Annotated in this window: 20 protein-coding genes; 9 read left to right on the forward strand and 11 right to left on the reverse strand. The window is 67.6% G+C overall.

Going from position 1 to position 15,901, the window contains the following annotated elements; all coding sequences use genetic code 11:
• Nucleotides 1–37: 37 nt before the first annotated feature.
• Genes F572_RS0114080 through F572_RS0114095 form a run of 4 tightly spaced genes read right to left on the reverse strand, consistent with a single transcriptional unit; the run spans nucleotide 38 to nucleotide 1,954 of the window.
• Nucleotides 38–376, reverse strand: a complete 339-nt coding sequence (locus F572_RS0114080) for a rhodanese-like domain-containing protein (RefSeq protein ID WP_017941590.1) — start codon at nucleotides 374–376, stop codon at nucleotides 38–40.
• A gap of 45 nt (nucleotides 377–421) precedes the next feature.
• Nucleotides 422–1,090: a thioredoxin family protein gene (locus F572_RS0114085; protein ID WP_017941591.1), complete on the reverse strand. Its 669-nt coding sequence runs from the start codon at nucleotides 1,088–1,090 to the stop codon at nucleotides 422–424.
• Nucleotides 1,091–1,100: 10 nt separating this feature from the next.
• Nucleotides 1,101–1,553: a glycine cleavage system protein H gene (locus tag F572_RS0114090; protein WP_017941592.1), complete on the reverse strand. Its 453-nt coding sequence runs from the start codon at nucleotides 1,551–1,553 to the stop codon at nucleotides 1,101–1,103.
• Between the two features lie 2 nt (nucleotides 1,554–1,555).
• Entirely contained in the window at nucleotides 1,556–1,954 is a 399-nt protein-coding gene (locus F572_RS0114095) for a hypothetical protein (protein ID WP_038034423.1), read from the reverse strand.
• A gap of 55 nt (nucleotides 1,955–2,009) precedes the next feature.
• Here F572_RS0114095 and F572_RS0114100 point away from each other — a divergent pair, with 55 nt between their 5' ends.
• Entirely contained in the window at nucleotides 2,010–2,636 is a 627-nt protein-coding gene (locus tag F572_RS0114100; protein ID WP_017941594.1) for a hemerythrin domain-containing protein, read from the forward strand.
• Nucleotides 2,629–3,348, forward strand: coding sequence for a hemerythrin domain-containing protein (locus tag F572_RS0114105; RefSeq protein ID WP_017941595.1), 720 nt, complete (start codon nucleotides 2,629–2,631; stop codon nucleotides 3,346–3,348). The genes F572_RS0114100 and F572_RS0114105 overlap by 8 nt, the downstream gene beginning before the upstream one ends.
• A 57-nt stretch (nucleotides 3,349–3,405) precedes the next feature.
• On the opposite strand, the gene F572_RS0114110 is transcribed toward F572_RS0114105, so the two are convergent.
• From F572_RS0114110 to rluB, 4 genes are all read right to left on the reverse strand, one after another.
• Nucleotides 3,406–4,560 (reverse strand): nitrate/nitrite transporter, encoded by a 1,155-nt coding sequence (locus F572_RS0114110; RefSeq protein ID WP_017941596.1) that lies wholly within the window; start codon nucleotides 4,558–4,560, stop codon nucleotides 3,406–3,408.
• A gap of 72 nt (nucleotides 4,561–4,632) precedes the next feature.
• Nucleotides 4,633–4,848, reverse strand: a complete 216-nt coding sequence (locus F572_RS0114115) for a lipopolysaccharide assembly protein LapA domain-containing protein (RefSeq protein WP_017941597.1) — start codon at nucleotides 4,846–4,848, stop codon at nucleotides 4,633–4,635.
• Nucleotides 4,849–4,927: 79 nt separating this feature from the next.
• A complete protein-coding gene (locus F572_RS0114120; protein ID WP_017941598.1) occupies nucleotides 4,928–5,581 on the reverse strand; it encodes an endonuclease III domain-containing protein in 654 nt (217 codons plus the stop codon).
• A 6-nt stretch (nucleotides 5,582–5,587) separates the two neighbouring features.
• Nucleotides 5,588–6,568: a 23S rRNA pseudouridine(2605) synthase RluB gene (gene rluB, locus F572_RS0114125; RefSeq protein ID WP_017941599.1), complete on the reverse strand. Its 981-nt coding sequence runs from the start codon at nucleotides 6,566–6,568 to the stop codon at nucleotides 5,588–5,590.
• Nucleotides 6,569–6,627: 59 nt separating this feature from the next.
• On the opposite strand from rluB, the gene moaB reads away from it, so the two are divergent.
• Nucleotides 6,628–7,164: a molybdenum cofactor biosynthesis protein B gene (gene moaB, locus F572_RS0114130; RefSeq protein WP_017941600.1), complete on the forward strand. Its 537-nt coding sequence runs from the start codon at nucleotides 6,628–6,630 to the stop codon at nucleotides 7,162–7,164.
• A gap of 403 nt (nucleotides 7,165–7,567) precedes the next feature.
• On the opposite strand, the gene F572_RS0114135 is transcribed toward moaB, so the two are convergent.
• The 3 genes from F572_RS0114135 to F572_RS0114145 form a co-directional block, all read right to left on the reverse strand.
• Entirely contained in the window at nucleotides 7,568–9,352 is a 1,785-nt protein-coding gene (locus tag F572_RS0114135; protein ID WP_017941601.1) for an N-acetylglutaminylglutamine amidotransferase, read from the reverse strand.
• Between the two features lie 89 nt (nucleotides 9,353–9,441).
• Entirely contained in the window at nucleotides 9,442–10,344 is a 903-nt protein-coding gene (locus F572_RS0114140) for a LysR family transcriptional regulator (RefSeq protein ID WP_255349333.1), read from the reverse strand.
• 40 nt (nucleotides 10,345–10,384) lie between these two features.
• Entirely contained in the window at nucleotides 10,385–10,774 is a 390-nt protein-coding gene (locus F572_RS0114145) for a hypothetical protein (protein ID WP_017941603.1), read from the reverse strand.
• A 59-nt stretch (nucleotides 10,775–10,833) separates the two neighbouring features.
• Between F572_RS0114145 and sohB the strand changes: the two genes are divergently transcribed.
• The 6 genes from sohB to F572_RS0114175 all read left to right on the forward strand — a co-directional run bounded on the left by sohB (nucleotide 10,834) and on the right by F572_RS0114175 (nucleotide 15,877).
• Nucleotides 10,834–11,937, forward strand: a complete 1,104-nt coding sequence (gene sohB, locus F572_RS0114150; protein WP_017941604.1) for a protease SohB — start codon at nucleotides 10,834–10,836, stop codon at nucleotides 11,935–11,937.
• 81 nt (nucleotides 11,938–12,018) lie between these two features.
• Complete coding sequence (locus F572_RS0114155) at nucleotides 12,019–12,522, forward strand: DsrE family protein (protein ID WP_017941605.1); 504 nt, start codon at nucleotides 12,019–12,021, stop codon at nucleotides 12,520–12,522.
• A 202-nt stretch (nucleotides 12,523–12,724) separates the two neighbouring features.
• Nucleotides 12,725–13,189, forward strand: coding sequence for a DUF302 domain-containing protein (locus F572_RS0114160; RefSeq protein ID WP_017941606.1), 465 nt, complete (start codon nucleotides 12,725–12,727; stop codon nucleotides 13,187–13,189).
• A 111-nt stretch (nucleotides 13,190–13,300) separates the two neighbouring features.
• Nucleotides 13,301–13,804 (forward strand): ATP-dependent zinc protease, encoded by a 504-nt coding sequence (locus F572_RS0114165; RefSeq protein ID WP_017941607.1) that lies wholly within the window; start codon nucleotides 13,301–13,303, stop codon nucleotides 13,802–13,804.
• On the forward strand, nucleotides 13,801–14,706 hold the full coding sequence (gene rimK, locus F572_RS0114170; protein ID WP_017941608.1) for a 30S ribosomal protein S6--L-glutamate ligase: 906 nt from the start codon (nucleotides 13,801–13,803) through the stop codon (nucleotides 14,704–14,706). The genes F572_RS0114165 and rimK overlap by 4 nt, the downstream gene beginning before the upstream one ends.
• 97 nt (nucleotides 14,707–14,803) lie before the next feature.
• Nucleotides 14,804–15,877, forward strand: coding sequence for a succinylglutamate desuccinylase/aspartoacylase family protein (locus F572_RS0114175; RefSeq protein ID WP_038034445.1), 1,074 nt, complete (start codon nucleotides 14,804–14,806; stop codon nucleotides 15,875–15,877).
• The last annotated feature ends 24 nt before the right edge of the window (nucleotides 15,878–15,901 follow it).

Genomic DNA, 15,901 nt, shown 5'->3' on the forward strand with positions numbered 1-15,901 from the left:
GCGTCTCCCTAGCCTTTGCCTTGCGCCCTCACCGCGTTCAAGTCTCCCTCCACGCCGCGTAGCCCCCGCGCAACACATACGCATTAATACCCATCGTGCGCAAGCTGTCGGCCACGAGCTGGGACCGGCCGCGACCGCCACAGAACACCACGACGGGCTGGTCCGCATCCGCCATATGAGACTCGATACCGGCCTCTAGCTTGGACCGCGGGATGTTGACCGCACCCTCGATCGTCCCCTCGGCCGCCTCCTCGGGCTGGCGCACGTCCACCAGCAGAAACGGTTTCTCTTCCTCGAGCCAGCGCGCCATCTCCCCTGATTCCAGATGCGGCAAGCTTTGTTCCAGCTCGCTAATACGCTTCTCGAAAAGACTCACAGAAGGACTCCGTTGGTGGGTGCGCCCCCATTCTATCGCGCAGGATCAGAGGGAGGGGCGCACCAGCAGGGGAACCACCCGCAGGGTGAACAATGCGAGTCCGATCAGGGCCGCGACCGCACCGATTGCGGTCAGCATGGCCGCCCCCATCATCCAGCCAAGTCCCATGCCCACAACCGCCAGATGCACCAGGATCTGCGGCGCCCAGGCCCATAGCCAGCCACCGGCGATCGGGTGGCCGGTAAAGCGCGGCAGCATGTGCTCGCCAAGCCCCATGATCAGCAGCAGAAGAAAACCCAGGGTAAAGCCATGCAGCGCGGCCGGACGCGCCGCACCCTCGAGGAAGAACCCGCCCAGCGGCAACGCCGCACCCGCAATCAACAGCCACGCCATCGCCCCCAGCACCGAGGCGCGGCTGGAGGCCGACAGGCCCAGACCGACATGCCGGGCGGCCTTCTGTGTGCGTTCCGGGGCCTCCGCCACGAGTTCGGTCGCGGCCGTGCGGTCCAGCAACCCGATGTGCTTGAGTTCGCCGTCCACCACCACGGCGGGGATGGATCGAATGCGCAGCCGGGTCGCCAGCTCGCGCCCCTCCGGCTGGCCCATGTCGACCACCGCGAAGTCGATCTGTTTGTCCTCGGCCACCTGGCGCCAGATGCGTTCGGCATCGTGGCAGGAGGCGCACCATTCGGATACCAGAAGTTCCACTTTCATAATCCCGACCTCAATCCGCGCAGCGCATGCAGTGAATGTCGTAGCGGTCAATCCACTGTTTGAGCCCCGTGATCGCCTCGGGTCCGGTATGCAGCCGCTCCAGGGCCTTCTCCGGGTCGTCGGGACGCATCACGACCACCCAGGCGTCCGTGTAGGGCGCGACGTTCACCAGACCGGGATCGGCCTCCACCGCCGGGTTGATGCGCTCGATGGTGCCGTCGAACGGGGTCGGGATGCCGCCTGCCCACTTGCCGGACTCCAGCCGTGCCACCGGCTTGCCCGCAGCCCGGTGCGAACCCGGCTTGCGAAACCGGAAATACTGCACCCGCCCCGCCATGGTCTGGGCGGGATCGGTAATGCCGAGGGTGAAGGTCCCGTCGTCCTCCGGGCGCACCCAGACGTAGTCCAGGTCGTAGAACAGGTCGTCCGGCAGCTCGCAGCCGTTGTACTCCTCGCGCGCCATGGTTACGCCCCCTTCGGACCATAGTGGCGCACGGTCAGCGCAATATTCACGGCGAACAGGATCATCGCCCCCCAGGCCATTGCCCCGCCGATCGCGACTGTCGGGTTATGAAAGAGCAACCAGCCGGCGACCATTACCCACAGCCCGATATTCGCCAGCAGGAACTGCACATGCCCCAGGCGTTCCGAGAACAGGGACCGCCCGGAGAAGCGCGGCAGCACGTGCAGGCCCACGCCGTAGATCATCAGGGTCACGAAACCCAGCAGCATCAGGTGTCCATGGATGCGCGGCACGTTGCCGGGGATCAGTCCGGGCTGCGCCAGCCACAGGATGCCGACGAGCCCGCCCAGCAAGGCATAGATCAGGGCCGCGAGAATGAACATCCGGTTACGAGGGTGCATCAAAGGCTCCAGGGCAGGTTTCGCACAGCATACTTTAAGCTATATTCAATTTACATTGATCGAGATCAAGACGGGGCGCGAGCGCTTCCGCGACAGTCGTATGTCTCTCGAGCACCATGCGAAGGTCCGATACCCGATGCACGAGCAACTTTACGAAAGCGTTCCCGGATTCCAGCAGCCCATCGAGCTGCTGCGGGCCTGTCACCGCCGGATCCTCAACTCCCTGGATATCCTCGAGCGTCTGCCTGCGCATCTCGCCGAAAAGGGGGCCGACGAGGAGGCGCGCACCGCGGCGCAACGGGTACTGAATTACTTCCACGAGGCCGCCCCCAACCACCACGCGGACGAGGACCAGGACCTGTTCCCCGTGCTGCGCCAGCACTGCGGTCACCCCGAGAGTCACCCGCAGCTGTGCGAGTGGCTGGACCGCCTGACCGCCGAGCACGACGAGATCGAGACCGGCTGGGACCGGCTGGAACCGGCCCTGGAAAGCATTGCCCACGGCAAGGTTACGGACCTGACCGGGGCGGAGGCCTGGATCCGCCAGTACCGCATCCATCTCGACCTCGAGGAGCGCGCCGTCCTGCCGTTCGCCGAGCACCTGCTGGGTCCGGATGAACGCCGCACCATCGGGGCCGCCATGGCCGCTCGGCGCGGTATCGGGAATCCCGGGCATGGCTGACTTTGTGCTCGACCTGCGCGGGCTCGCCGAGCATGCCCATACCCGCGCCTATTACACCCTTCGCGAACTGCGCCCCGGACAGGTCTTCGAGGTCTTGCTGGACCAGGAACCGAAGCTCTTGATGGACGCGGTCAGCCTGCAGTTGCGTCATGCCATCCATTGGCAGGTCCGCGAGAACGGCCCGCCACTTTGGCGACTCTCGGTGCAACGCCGCGAGGACGTCGCCCCGGTGAACCTGGTCGACCTGCTGGAGCGCGATCACCTGCGCATCGACCGCCTGTTCGCCAGCGCCCTGCACAAGGTCAACGCCGGCGACCTGGAAGGCGCGGCGCCGGATTTCCGCGCCTATGTCGACGGCCTGCGTCGCCACGTGGAGGTGGAAAACGAACTGATCGTCCCCCTGCTGGACCTGCCCCGAAACCCGAACGGCCAGGATCCCACCTCGATCATGCTGCGCGAACACGACGAGATCCTGGAACAGACCACGATGCTGGAGCACGAATTCAGCGAAGGCGTGGACGAGGCCTGGGCGGTGGCCCCGTTCTTCGCGCTGATCTCCGGCGCGCTGGCCAAGCACGAAGGCCGCGAGGAGCAGAACCTGTTCCCCCACTGGAGCCGCGCCCTGAAAGAACGCCCGGACGAAGCCTCCGAGCTTCTGCGACGCGCACAGGCCCTGCTTGAAACCACCGGCCCGACCGACCCCGCCGCCTGAACCCAGGAACGCAGCCGCCCGCCCCCCGTCACCGCCCCGTCCCGAGGCGAGCTTCCATCAGGCCAGGCCGGCCCGTGGCGGCGACAGGCGCGCCAGCGCCCACAGCCCCAGCAGCGGCCCGGGCAGCAGCAGCCACAGCACCCAGACTCCGCCATCCGCCCACAGCCAGCCGGTGAGCCAGATCCCCGGCAGGGTCAGGGCAAACCCGATTGCGTTCATCACGCTCAACGCGGACCCGACCGCATCCGCCGGCGCACTGTCCGCCGCCAGCGCGGAGAATTGCGGCGAATCCGCGATCACCGTCAGCCCCCACAGCGCCAGCAGCGCGAACAGCAGCCACGGCGACTGGCCGGCCAGCAGCGGGTACAGCAGGCAGGCCAGCCCCGAGGCCGCAAGGGCCACCCGCGCCACGCGCAGGCTGCCCAGGCTGCGGCTCAGACGTCCGCCCCAGACACAACCCGCCAGCCCCAGCGCAATCACCCCAAACGCCAGCCAGGGGATCAGGCCGGTATCCGCCTCCAGCCGCGACAGCTCGCGTGCGACCAGCAACGGGACCAGCGTCCAGAAGGCATAGAGCTCCCAGCAGTGCCCGAAATAGCCGCCGGCCACGGCGCGGAAATCGCGCTGCCTCAGGGCCCGAAAGCCCTTGCCCAGTCCTGGCGTACGCCCGGCCGGCGGTAGGTGGGGCCCCTCCCCGAGACGCAGAATCAGGACCGCCGCCAGCACCGCCAGCCCCGATGCCAGCAGCACCGGCACCGCCCATGGGAAGTCGAGCGTTGCGCCGCGCAGCAGATGCGGCAGCGCGGTCCCCAGGGTCAGCATCCCCAGCAGCCAGGACAGTGCCCAGCCCTTGTATTCCGGGGTCCAGGCAATCACGAGCTTCATGCCCAGGGGATACACCCCGGCCAGCGCCAGCCCCACCAGAAAACGCGCGAGCAGGGCCAGCTCCCAGGCGCCGGCCAGCAGGATGAAGACCGCGTTGACCGCGGCCCCGGCCAGGGCGGAGAGCGCGAACATCCGGCTCGCGCGGAAGCGATCCGCCATCCCGGTCGCCGCCACCACCAGGGTCCCGGTGATGAAGCCCGTCTGGGTCGCCATGGTCAGCCAGCCGATCTCGGCCGGCGACCAGCCCAGCGCCTGTTGCAGCGACAACCCGACTCCGTTGACCGAGAACCACAGCGACGTGCCGAACAGCTGTGCCGCCACGATCACCAGCAGGGGGTGACGACGAATCCAGAGCGCCGTCACCGTACGCGACCGGTCATAGGCGTCGAACCGCCCCGATCAGCGACTCGCGCCACGGATCCAGCGCTTGAGCAGGGCCACCAGCGCGCCCCCGGAGACGAGCCCCAGCAGGTAGATCCCGACGATCAGCAACGCCAGTGGCAGCGTCACATGCAGGGTCAGGAAATTCAGGGTCACCAGTCGCAGGTTCTGGATTGCAAAGATCGCGACCACCGCGACGAACACGATGATCAGCAGGGAGTAGACGTACCGCATGCGACCTCCCGGGTCAGTCGGCGAAACGCTCAGGCTCGGGCGCCCCGGGCTCAGCGTCAACCGGCGCGGCGCGGCGACCTCAAGGGTTTCCCCGGGCGTCGGGATGACTGCAATGCCCGCGCAGCGGGCAACTGTCGCAACGCGGCCGCGGGCGACAGCGCTCCTTGCCGTGCTCCACGATCAGCGCGTGCAGGTCGTTCAGCGCCGCCGCGTCCGGCCCCAGCTCCGACTCGACGTGCTCGCGCAGTACATCGTAGGGGGCCTGCGCCTGCGGGACCTCCAGGCGCTCAAAAAGGCGCCGGGTATAGGCATCCACCACGAAGACCGGGCGGTCGAAGGCATACAGCACGATGTCGTCGGCCGTCTCCGGACCCACGCCCTTGACCCCCAGAAGGGCCTCTCGCAGCGCTTCGGTGTCCATTGCCGCCAGGGTCTCGATACCGCCACCCTGCTCCAGGAACGCCAGCAGGTGGCGCAGCCGGTCCGCCTTGACGTTGAAGTAGCCACTGGGGCGGATATGTTCGGCCAGCGCCTCGGGCTCGAGCGCCATGAGCCCCTCGAACGACAGGGCATCGCTGGCGCGCAGGTTGGCCAGGGCCTTTTCGACGTTGGTCCAGCTGGTGTTCTGCGTCAGCACGGCGCCGACCATCACCTCGAACGCCGTGTCCGCCGGCCACCACTGCAGGTCGCCGTACTCCGCGCGCAGCGCGTCCAGGAGATCGGGAATCCGCACGCGGCCCTACCGCTGGCGGCGCCCGCCCGACTTCCCGCCACCGCCGGAGCGCCCGCCCGAGGGCTTCGTACCCCGGCCACCGCCGCGGCCGCTCGGGGATGCCGGCTTGCCCGGCTTCTTCGGCGGCGACGAACTCCAGCCGTCCTCGCGCGCCGCGCGGCTGTTGCGTGACTTGCCGGCCGCCACCGGCTTGCCCGGTCGCTTGTCACGCCCGGGACGGCGCGGCCCGCCGCGGCCGCGCGGGCGCACGGAGTCTGGAACCGGTAGATCCACCGCCTGGTACAGTCCGGCCACCTCGCGGGTCTCGAGATCCCGCACCGCCCCCGTCTTCAGGCCTCGTCCAAGGACGACCGGTCCATAGCGCACCCGGATCAGGCGGCTGACCGTCACGCCGACGGCATCCCACAGCCGGCGCACCAGGCGGTTGCGGCCCTCGCTCACGATCACGTGATACCAGTGATTGGCGCCGTCCCCGCCCTGCTCCTCCAGGCTGTCGAAACGCGCCGGCCCGTCCTCCAGTTCCACGCCCTCGCGCAGCATGTCCAGCGTGGCCGACGGCACCTCGCCCAGCACACGCACGGCGTACTCGCGTTCCAGTGCCATGCTCGGGTGCATCAGGCGATTGGCCAGCTCACCGTCGGTGGTGAACAGCAGCAGGCCCGAGGTATTCAGGTCCAGCCGCCCCACGGCCACCCAGCGCTGCCCCTTCAGCCGCGGCAGGCTGGCAAACACCGGCCGCCGGCCCTCGGGATCCGAACGGCTGCAGATCTCGCCCACCGGCTTGTGATAGACGATCCAGCGGTGCGGGTGCTCCGGACGCCGCACGATGCGCCCGCGCACGCGGATCACGTCGTGTTCGTCGACCTGATCCCCCAGCTGCGCGGTGCGATTGTTCACCTGCACCTCGCCGCGCTCGATCCAGCCCTCGATCTCGCGCCGCGAACCCAGCCCGCGCGCCGCCAGGACCTTCTGTACCCGCTCCGACATTCCCGGAACTCCAGCAACTCATTAAGATGGGCGCCACGATACACCAACAGGACGTTGCCATGACCGATTCCACGCCGGAAACCACCCCCGTCCGGACGCCGCTGAACATCGCCGTGCTCACCGTCTCCGACAGCCGCGAACTGGTGGAGGACCGCTCCGGTGACGCCCTGGTGGAACGCCTCGAAGGCGCCGGCCACCGGCTGGCCGATCGCGGGATCGTGAAGGACGACATCTACGCCATCCGCGCCGAACTCTCGCGCTGGATCGCCGATCCTGAGATCGACGCGGTGATCACCACCGGCGGCACTGGCATCACCGGCCGTGACGGCACACCCGAGGCCGCCTCGGTGCTGCTGGACAAGACCATCGAGGGCTTCGGCGAGCTGTTCCGCATGCTCTCCTATGAAGAGATCGGCACCTCCAGCCTGCAGTCCCGCGCCCTTTCAGGGGTCGCGAACGGTACCTATCTCTTCGTGCTGCCCGGCTCCACCGGGGCCTGCCGCACCGCCTGGGACCGCATCATCCGCGCCCAGCTCGACGACCGCACCATGCCCTGCAACCTCACCATGCTGATGCCGCGCCTGACGGAGATCTGAGTCCCTGGACTTCTGAATGAATGCACGCTTGGGTTGGAGGTCAAGGGCGGTTCTACCACAGAGGACACGAAGGTCACGGAGAAGATCCAAAACGGCTTCACGGCGGGCCGGGCGTTGAGCCACGCGACTACCCGAAGGGGTCTGACTGGCGCCCCATCGCTCAGGGGGCTGAGCTCCTACACGGCCGGGGCCTGCACCCTGCAGGAGGCCAGCCCTCTGGCCGATGGGGCGCTGGCCACCGCCCCGACACCGGTGCGAACCAACCTCGGCGGTCGAGCCCTGTCCCGTTCCAGCCCCCTATCTTCGCGTCCTTCCTGTGAACCGCCATTGAATTCCTCTGAGCCCTCCGTGTGCTCTGTGGTTAATAATCAAACCCCATCGAACCCGCCCCTGCACGCTCGGGTCAACGATCCACGTGGGTCTGCAGCCAGTACTCGAGCAGCGCCGCGTGCCAGAGCTTGGAACCCTGGATACGCGTGAAGTACTGGTCGGGTGCATCCAGCAGCTTGTCGATATAGGCCGGCTGATAGAGGCCCCGCTCGCGCGAGGCGCGCGAGGTGAGGATGTCGCGCATGAACTCGAGGAAGTCGCCGCGCACGTACTTCAGCGCCGGCACCGGGAAGTAGCCCTTGGGCCGGTCCAGCACCGCGTCCGGCAGCCGGCCGCGCGCGATGCGGCGCAGGACGTCCTTGCCGCCGTCGCCCAGTTTCAGGTGCGGCGGCATCTCGGCGGCGGTCTCCACCAGCTCGTGGTCGAGGAATGGCACCCGCGCCTCCAGCCCGAAGGCCATGGTCATGTTGTCCACGCGCTTGACCGGGTCGTCCACGATCAGCGTGGTTACATCCAGCGCCAGCACCGCGTCGATGAAGGAATCCGCGCGGTCGGTCTCGAGCTCGGCGAACTGCTCGCGCAGCCAGTCGCCGGTCACATCGTTCGCCGGCGGGTGGCGCAGCATCTCGGCCATCTCCGGGTGATCGCGGTCGAAGTAGTGGCGACGGAAGCGCTCCACCCAGTCGCCGTGGCGATCCTCGGCCATCTGCGGGTACCAGAAGTAGCCGCCGAAGACCTCGTCGGCGCCCTGCCCGGACTGCACCACCTTCACGTGCTGCGAGACCTGCTCGGACAGCAGGTAGAAGGCCACGGCATCCTGCCCGAACATCGGCTCGGCCATCGCGCCCACCGCCTCCGGCAACCGTGCCAGCACCTGGTCGTTGGGGATCAGCGTGGCCTGGTGGTCGGTGGCGTAGCGCTCGGCAACCGGGTCGGAGTATTCGAACTCGGAGCCCTTCTCCTCCGGCTGGTCCTCGAAACCGACGGTGAAGGTACGCAGGTCCTGGGCGCCCTCCTCCATCGCCAGCGCCACCAGCAGCGACGAGTCCAGTCCGCCGGAGAGCAGCACGCCCACCGGCACGTCGGCCACCTCCAGGCGCTTGCGCACCGCAGCGCGCAGGGCGTGTTCGATGCGCTCCTGCCATTCGGCGTCGGAGACGGGCTCGGCCGGGCGGTGCGCATGCAGGGTCCAGTAGCGCTGCAGCCGCTCCTGGCCGCGCGCGTCGATGCTCAGGTAGTGCCCTGGCTCCAGCTTGCGGATGCCGCGCAGCACGGTGCGCGGTGCCGGGACCACCGCGTGCAGGGAGAACAGCATGTGCAGCGCCTCGGCATCCAGCTCGGCATCCACGTCGCCGGCCGCCAGTAGCGCCTGGGTGTTGGAGGCGAAGCGGATACCATCCCCCGTACGCGCCAGGTACAGCGGCTTGATGCCCATACGGTCACGCGCCAGCAGCAGACGCTGGGCATTACCGTCATACAGGGCGAACGCGAACATCCCGTGCAGCCGCGCGACAATCCCCTCGCCCCACTCGGCATAGCCGCGCAGGATGACCTCGGTATCACCGGTGGAGAAGAAACGGTGACCGCGGCCTTCCAGCTCGCTGCGCAGCGCGCGGAAGTTGTAGATCGCGCCATTGAACACCAGCGCCAGCCCGGTCTCCGGATCGAACATCGGCTGGTGCGCGCGTTGCGAGAGATCCAGGATCGACAGCCGCCGGTGCCCCAGCGCGACCCGACCCGAGGCCCACAGTCCGTCGGCATCCGGCCCGCGTCGCTCCAGACAGGGCAGCATGCGCGCCACGGCCTCGCCGCTCGCGCGCCGCTCGCCCCAGACGAATTCTCCTGCGATCCCGCACATCGGTTCGTTCCTTGCTGGTTGGGTGGGCTGTGTTGAACACGGCCGGTCCCTGCCCGACGCGGGCAGGGGCTTCGCCTGCAAGCAGGCTCCTACTGGTTGGGGACCACTGCCGCGGTTTCGCCGAAGGCGGCCTCCAGCGCCGCCATCAGGGAATGACTGGCCGCGCCGGCGCGGTCACGATCGGCATGCGTAATGTAGAACGGCACCCGGTGGCGCGCCCCGGCCTCCAGGCCCAGTTCGACCAGACGTCCGGCGGCAAGATCCCCGGCAATGCGATCCTCCGGCACCCAGGCGAACCCGATGCCCGAACGCAGGATCTCGCAGGCCGTGCCCATGTGCGAGACCGTCCAGCGCTGATCAGCCTCCACCCAGCCGCCCTCGCCGGAACCCTCGTCCCCGGAATCGCGCACCACCACCTGGCGGTGTGCCTGCAGATCGCGCCGTGTCAGGGCCGTCTCCGCCTGCGCGATGGGATGCGAGGGATGCGCGACGCAGACCATCGACAACTCGCCCAGACAGCTCCCGAGATAACCGGAAGGCAGTTCCGGCCCCAGCAGGATGTCCACGGCCGCGTCCCGGAGCATATCCGGCCCCCCGCTCAGCACCACCTCGTGCAGCTGGATCCGGGTAGCCGGGTAGGCCTTCGAGAAGGTCTCCAGGGCCCGGATCACCGGCTCGCGCGGCAGCAGCTGATCCACCGCCAGCCGGATCTCGGACTCCACGCCCGCTGCCAGTGCGCCGGCCAGGTTCTCGATCTCCGCCGCCTCTTCCAACAGATGCCCGGCCCGGCGCAAAAGCGCCTCGCCGGCCGGGGTGAGCACGGCCTTGCGGCCCTGCACCTCGAAAACGTCCACGCCCAGCTGCTCTTCCAGCTTCTGCACCGCGTGGTTGATGCTCGACGGGCTCTTGTGCACCCGTTCGGCGGCCCGCGCAAAGCCGCCGGCCTCCACCACCGCTTGCAGCATTCGCCACTGTTCAAGGGTGACACGCATCACTCGGCCCGCTCGGGCGGGCCCATGGGTCCGCGCCTTTTCAGTGCTCGTCGGGACATCCGCAACCCGGGTTGTGGGCGCGCGCATGCCACTCCTCGCGCAGACGGGCATAGGCCGTGCCGGTCAGCAGGACCAGGTGCACGGTAGAGGGATAGATCCGGCCATCCAGGCGCAGGGTCTCGGTGAGTTCCGGGTTGCGGCCTTCGGGGATATAGAAAAAATCCACACCCTCGCGCAGCTGGTCCTTGCGTGCCTTGAACAGGCGAAAGGCCGTGCCCTTGGGCACCCCGTTCCATTCGTCGATCTGGCGCAGGCTCAGGGTCGCGTAGCCGGCGTGGATGATCGGCTCCGGCACCGGACCGACCTCGGAACCTTCCCGGCCGTGAAACCGTCCCGCGCTGCGGGGGTCTTCAACTGTATCGGTATCCATGCTGGCATTATGCACGCAGCGACTCCGAGGCTCATTACCCCACGCAACCGGGACACGAAATGGAATTTCTCCAGGACTACGGACTCTTCCTCGCCAAGGCCGCCACGGCCGTGATCGCCGCCCTGATCGTGCTGAGTGCGATGGCCGGCCTGATCGCCCGCTCGCGCGAGCGCCGACCGGACCGCCTGAACGTCAAGCGCCTGAACGACCGCTTCGAGCGCATGGAAAAGACCGTGCGGCGCGCGGTCGAACGCCGTCGCGGCCGCGTCGAACGCCTGCGCGACTGGGCAAGCCGAAAGCTGGGACGCGCGAGCGCCGCCGCCCCGGATACCGAGGCCGGACAAGGTCCGGCGCCAGACTCCGAGGCATCGGACGGCCCCGAGGATTCGGTATCCGATGCCAGTACGACGACCGAACGCCCGCGCGTGTACGTGCTGCGCTTCGACGGCGACATCCGCGCCTCCAGTGTCGAGAGCCTGCGCGAGGAGGTCACCGCGATCCTCACCATGGCGCGCCCGGACCAGGACCGGGCCATCGTCTGCCTGGAAAGCCCCGGCGGACTGGTCCCGTCCTACGGCCTGGCGGCGGCCCAGCTGGCGCGACTGCGCGAAGGCGGACTGGACCTGACCGTAGCGGTGGATCGCGTCGCCGCCAGCGGCGGCTACATGATGGCGGCGGTCGGCCACCGCATCGTAGCCGCGCCCTTCGCGGTGCTAGGCTCGATCGGCGTGGTAGCACAGATCCCCAACTTTCATCGCTGGCTGTCACGCAACGACATCGACGTCGAGCTGCTCACCGCCGGCGAATACAAGCGCACCCTGACCATGCTGGGCGAGAACACCGACGAGGGGCGCAAAAAACTCCGCGAACAACTCGAGGAGGCCCACGAGCTGTTCAAGACCTTTCTCGCCCGCTACCGCCCGCAACTGGACCTAGAGCAGGTCGCCACGGGAGAGCACTGGTACGGCGAACAAGCACGCGAGCTGGGCCTGGCCGACGAGCTGCGCACCAGCGACGACCTGTTACTGGAACTGACCCGCGACGCGGACGTCTTCGAACTGACCTATCACCGCCCGCAGACCCTGGGCCGGCGCATCACCTTCGCCATGGAATCCATCCTCGAACGCGTACTGCGCGGACAGGGGCCCGAGAGCCGGATGTGATGCAGGGGCCACACGCTGAAGGAACGCTTCGGCGCCCCAAAACGTCAACCCTTCGCAAGCCAATGCCACAAGGAGTCTCCGATGAACCCCAACCATTACTCGCTGACCCGACTGCTGCTGATCCTGCTGGCCGCCGCCAGTCTGCTGGCCACCCCGCTTGTCGCCGGCGCGGACGACAACCTCCCGTGGGGCTCGGCCGAAAAGATGGATCGCCCGTACGAACCCCGCAAGGTGGTCTATGACGTCTACACGAGCAACGCTCGCGAGCTGGAGATGGTCATGGACCGCGTGAGCATGCTGAACAACGTCTACGAGGCCGACCCGTTCGACTCCCACATCGTGATGGTGCTGCACGGCGCCGAGGTTCCGCTGTTCACCCGCGACGAGTTTGACGAGCATGAAGAGCTGATGCGCCGGGCCCGCTCGCTGACCCAGGCCGGCAACATCGAATTCCGCATGTGCGAGGCCTCCGCCCGCCTGCGCGGCATCGACGTGGAAGACGTCCACGGCTTCGTGAACGTCGTCCCCATGGCGGACGCCGAAATCATCGAACTGCAGCACGAAGGCTACCTGTTCATGCAGTAACCCCCGCACCGGCGCCCGCCACCATGGCCGGGCGCCGGCCGGGCGCGATAACCCGAGGCATCCCACGGCTGGATCACGGTTCCGCGACCCCGTCAATGAAAATCCTGTATCGATCGTCTAACTTCTCCCGGCGTGATCAATGCGGCTATGGCGCGCAGTTGATCACGCCCACACCCTTTAAACGCGAGACAAGGACTTTGTCATGAAGAAGACGCTTTTGACCGCATTGCTGCCCATGGCCCTGGCCGCCACACCGGCGCTGGCCGCCGACGTGCCCGGGATGATCGCCAAGGCCAGCCCGCATTCGGCCTCCGAGACCCTGGATCGGCTGGAGAACGCGCTCAAGGCCAACGACGTCGGCGTCGCGCTGCGCTGGGATCACGCCGCGAAGGCCGCCGGTGTGGATATCGAACTCGGCCCGACCGGGCTCCTGATGTTCGGCAACCCGGCGCTCGGCAGTCACATGTTCACCAGCCAGCAGACCGCGGGCATCGATCTGCCGATGAAGGCGTTGGCGTGGACCGATGACGACGGCCAGACCTGGCTGGCGTACAACGATCCGGAATGGATGGCCGAACGCCACGGGATCGACGATCGGGACGATATCCTCGACACCATGAGCAACGCGCTGGACAACCTGACCAACGCGGCAATCGCCGAGGATTGAACCCTGCGTCGAGGGCCCGAATCCGGGATACCCGACCGCTCGCACCGGGCGAGCGTGTACATGGATCAGTGTTTCCCTATAGTGAGGCTACCACCCGCACCGGGAGCCGACGTGGATCGCCCGTCCCCTTCCAGCCAGACCACACCGGAAACCCGCGACACGCCCATCCTCGGCTGGCGCGAATGGGTTGGCCTGCCCGATCTCGGCATCCCCGCGATCAAGTGCAAGGTCGATACCGGCGCAAGAAGCTCCGCGCTGCATACCTTCCAGATCGACCCCTTCACCCGGGATGGCCAGGAGTGGGTGCGTTTCGGCATCCACCCCCACCAGCACGATGCCGAGACCGTGGTGTGGTGCGAGGCCCCGGTCCTGGACATTCGTCGCGTGACTGACTCGGGCGGACACACCGGCGAGCGCTATTTCATCGCCACCCGGGTTCAACTGGGGGACATCATGCTGCCCGTTGAACTTTCCCTGACCAGCCGCGATACCATGCTCTTTCGCATGCTGCTCGGCCGCGAAGCCATGCGCGGTCGCTTCCTGGTCGACCCGCAGGCCTCTTTCGTCGCCAGCCACCGCCCTTCACTCCCTACAGCCCAGCAGGCGCCTGAATGAAACTCGGCATCCTTTCGCGTAACAGCAAGCTCTACTCCACCCGGCGCCTGGTCGAGGCCGCGGACCAGCGGGGCCACGAGGTCCGTGTGGTGGATCCGTTGCGCTGCTACATGAACATCACCGCGCACAGCCCGCAGATCCACTATAAGGGCGACATCCTCGACCAGTTCAACGCGGTCATCCCGCGGATCGGGGCATCGATCACCTTCTATGGCACCGCGATCCTGCGCCAGTTCGAGATGATGAACGTCTACCCGCTGAACGAGTCGGTGGCCATCTCGCGTTCGCGCGACAAACTGCGCAGCCTGCAGTTGCTCTCGCGCCGCGGCATCGGCCTGCCGGTAACCGGGTTTGCCCACTCGCCGGACGACATCGATGACCTGCTGGCGACCGTGGGCGGCGCGCCCTGCGTGATCAAGCTGCTGGAAGGCACTCAGGGGCTGGGCGTGGTACTCGCCGAGACCAAGCAGGCGGCCGAGAGCGTGATCCAGGCCTTCATGGGCCTGAAGCAGCACATCCTGGTGCAGGAATACATCAAGGAGGCCAAGGGCTCGGACATCCGCTGCTTCGTCATCGGCGACAAGGTCGTCGCGGCGATGAAGCGGCAGGCGAAGGAAGGCGAGTTTCGCTCCAACCTCCACCGCGGCGGCAGTGCCTCCCTGTGCCGGATTACTCCGGAAGAACGCGCCACCGCCGTCCGCGCGGCCAAGGTGATGGGCCTGAACGTCTGTGGCGTGGATCTACTGCGCTCCAATCACGGTGCGGTGGTGATGGAGGTGAACTCCTCGCCCGGCCTGGAGGGCATCGAGAATGCCTCGGGCAAGGACGTGGCGGGCATGATCATCGAGTTCATCGAGAAGAACGCCAAGCCCAACCGGACGAAGACCAAAGGGAGCGGCTAGTGTCCTCGAGTCGCAAGGCCACACTTCACTCGCAGCGGGTGGACCGCACGCAAGAACGCCCCACGCGGGCGTATGCACATTGTTCGGTGGCTCCCTGATGCCCGGCATACCCCGGTCGCTGCGCAACAAGCCGATCACCATTGGTGGCACCACCGTCCGTCCCGGCGAGCGGCGCACGGTGGAGCTGGAACTGGGAGCGCTGTACACCCACACCCCGACCAACATGCCGGTACAGGTGCTGTGCGGTCGGCGCAAAGGGCCCGTGCTGTTTGTCAGCGCCGCCATCCACGGCGACGAGATCAACGGCGTCGAGATCATCCGCCGGCTGCTCAAGGTGCCAGCCCTGCGGCGCATGAAGGGCACCCTGATCGCCGTGCCCGTGGTCAACATGCACGGCTTCATCAACCAGAGCCGCTACCTGCCCGACCGGCGCGACCTGAATCGCTGCTTTCCGGGCTCGCAGAAGGGCTCGCTGGGGGCCCGCGTCGCGCGGCTGTTCATGCGCGAGATCGTGCATAACAGCACCCACGGGATCGACCTGCATACCGGCGCTATCCACCGCTCCAACCTGCCGCAGATCCGCGCCAACCTCGATCACGCCGAGACCCTCGATATGGCGCGCGCCTTCGGGGCCCCGGTGATTCTCAACTCGGCCCTGCGCGACGGCTCCCTGCGCGAGGCCGCCGCGGAACGGGAAGTCCCCATCCTGCTGTACGAGGCCGGCGAGGCCCTGCGCTTCGACGAGCTCTCCATCCGCGGCGGGGTGCACGGCATCATCGAGGTGATGCGCCATCTGGGCATGCTGCCGGCCGTACGCCGGCGCCCGCGCAAGGAACCCATCATGGCGCGCACCAGCGGCTGGGTCCGCGCGCCCCAAAGCGGCATCCTGCGCACCTTCGTGCGCCACGGGGACCGCGTGGTCCGCGACCAGACCCGCCTGGCAATCATCTCCGATCCGTTTGGCGAAACCGAGACCGAAATCCTCGCCCCGGCCTCCGGCATCATCATTGGTCAGCTCAACCTGCCCCTGATCAACGAAGGGGACGCACTGTTCCACATTGCCCAGTTCAACCGCACGGACCTCGCCGTGGAACGCCTGGAGACCTTTCAGGAAAACCTGGAGGCCAGCGACTACCCCTACGCCGATCAGCAGCGGCTCGAGACGCCCTGAAGGAGACGCTGAGGGACACGCCGG

Source organism: Thioalkalivibrio sp. ALE14 (assembly GCF_000376845.1).
Lineage (GTDB): Bacteria > Pseudomonadota > Gammaproteobacteria > Ectothiorhodospirales > Ectothiorhodospiraceae > Thioalkalivibrio.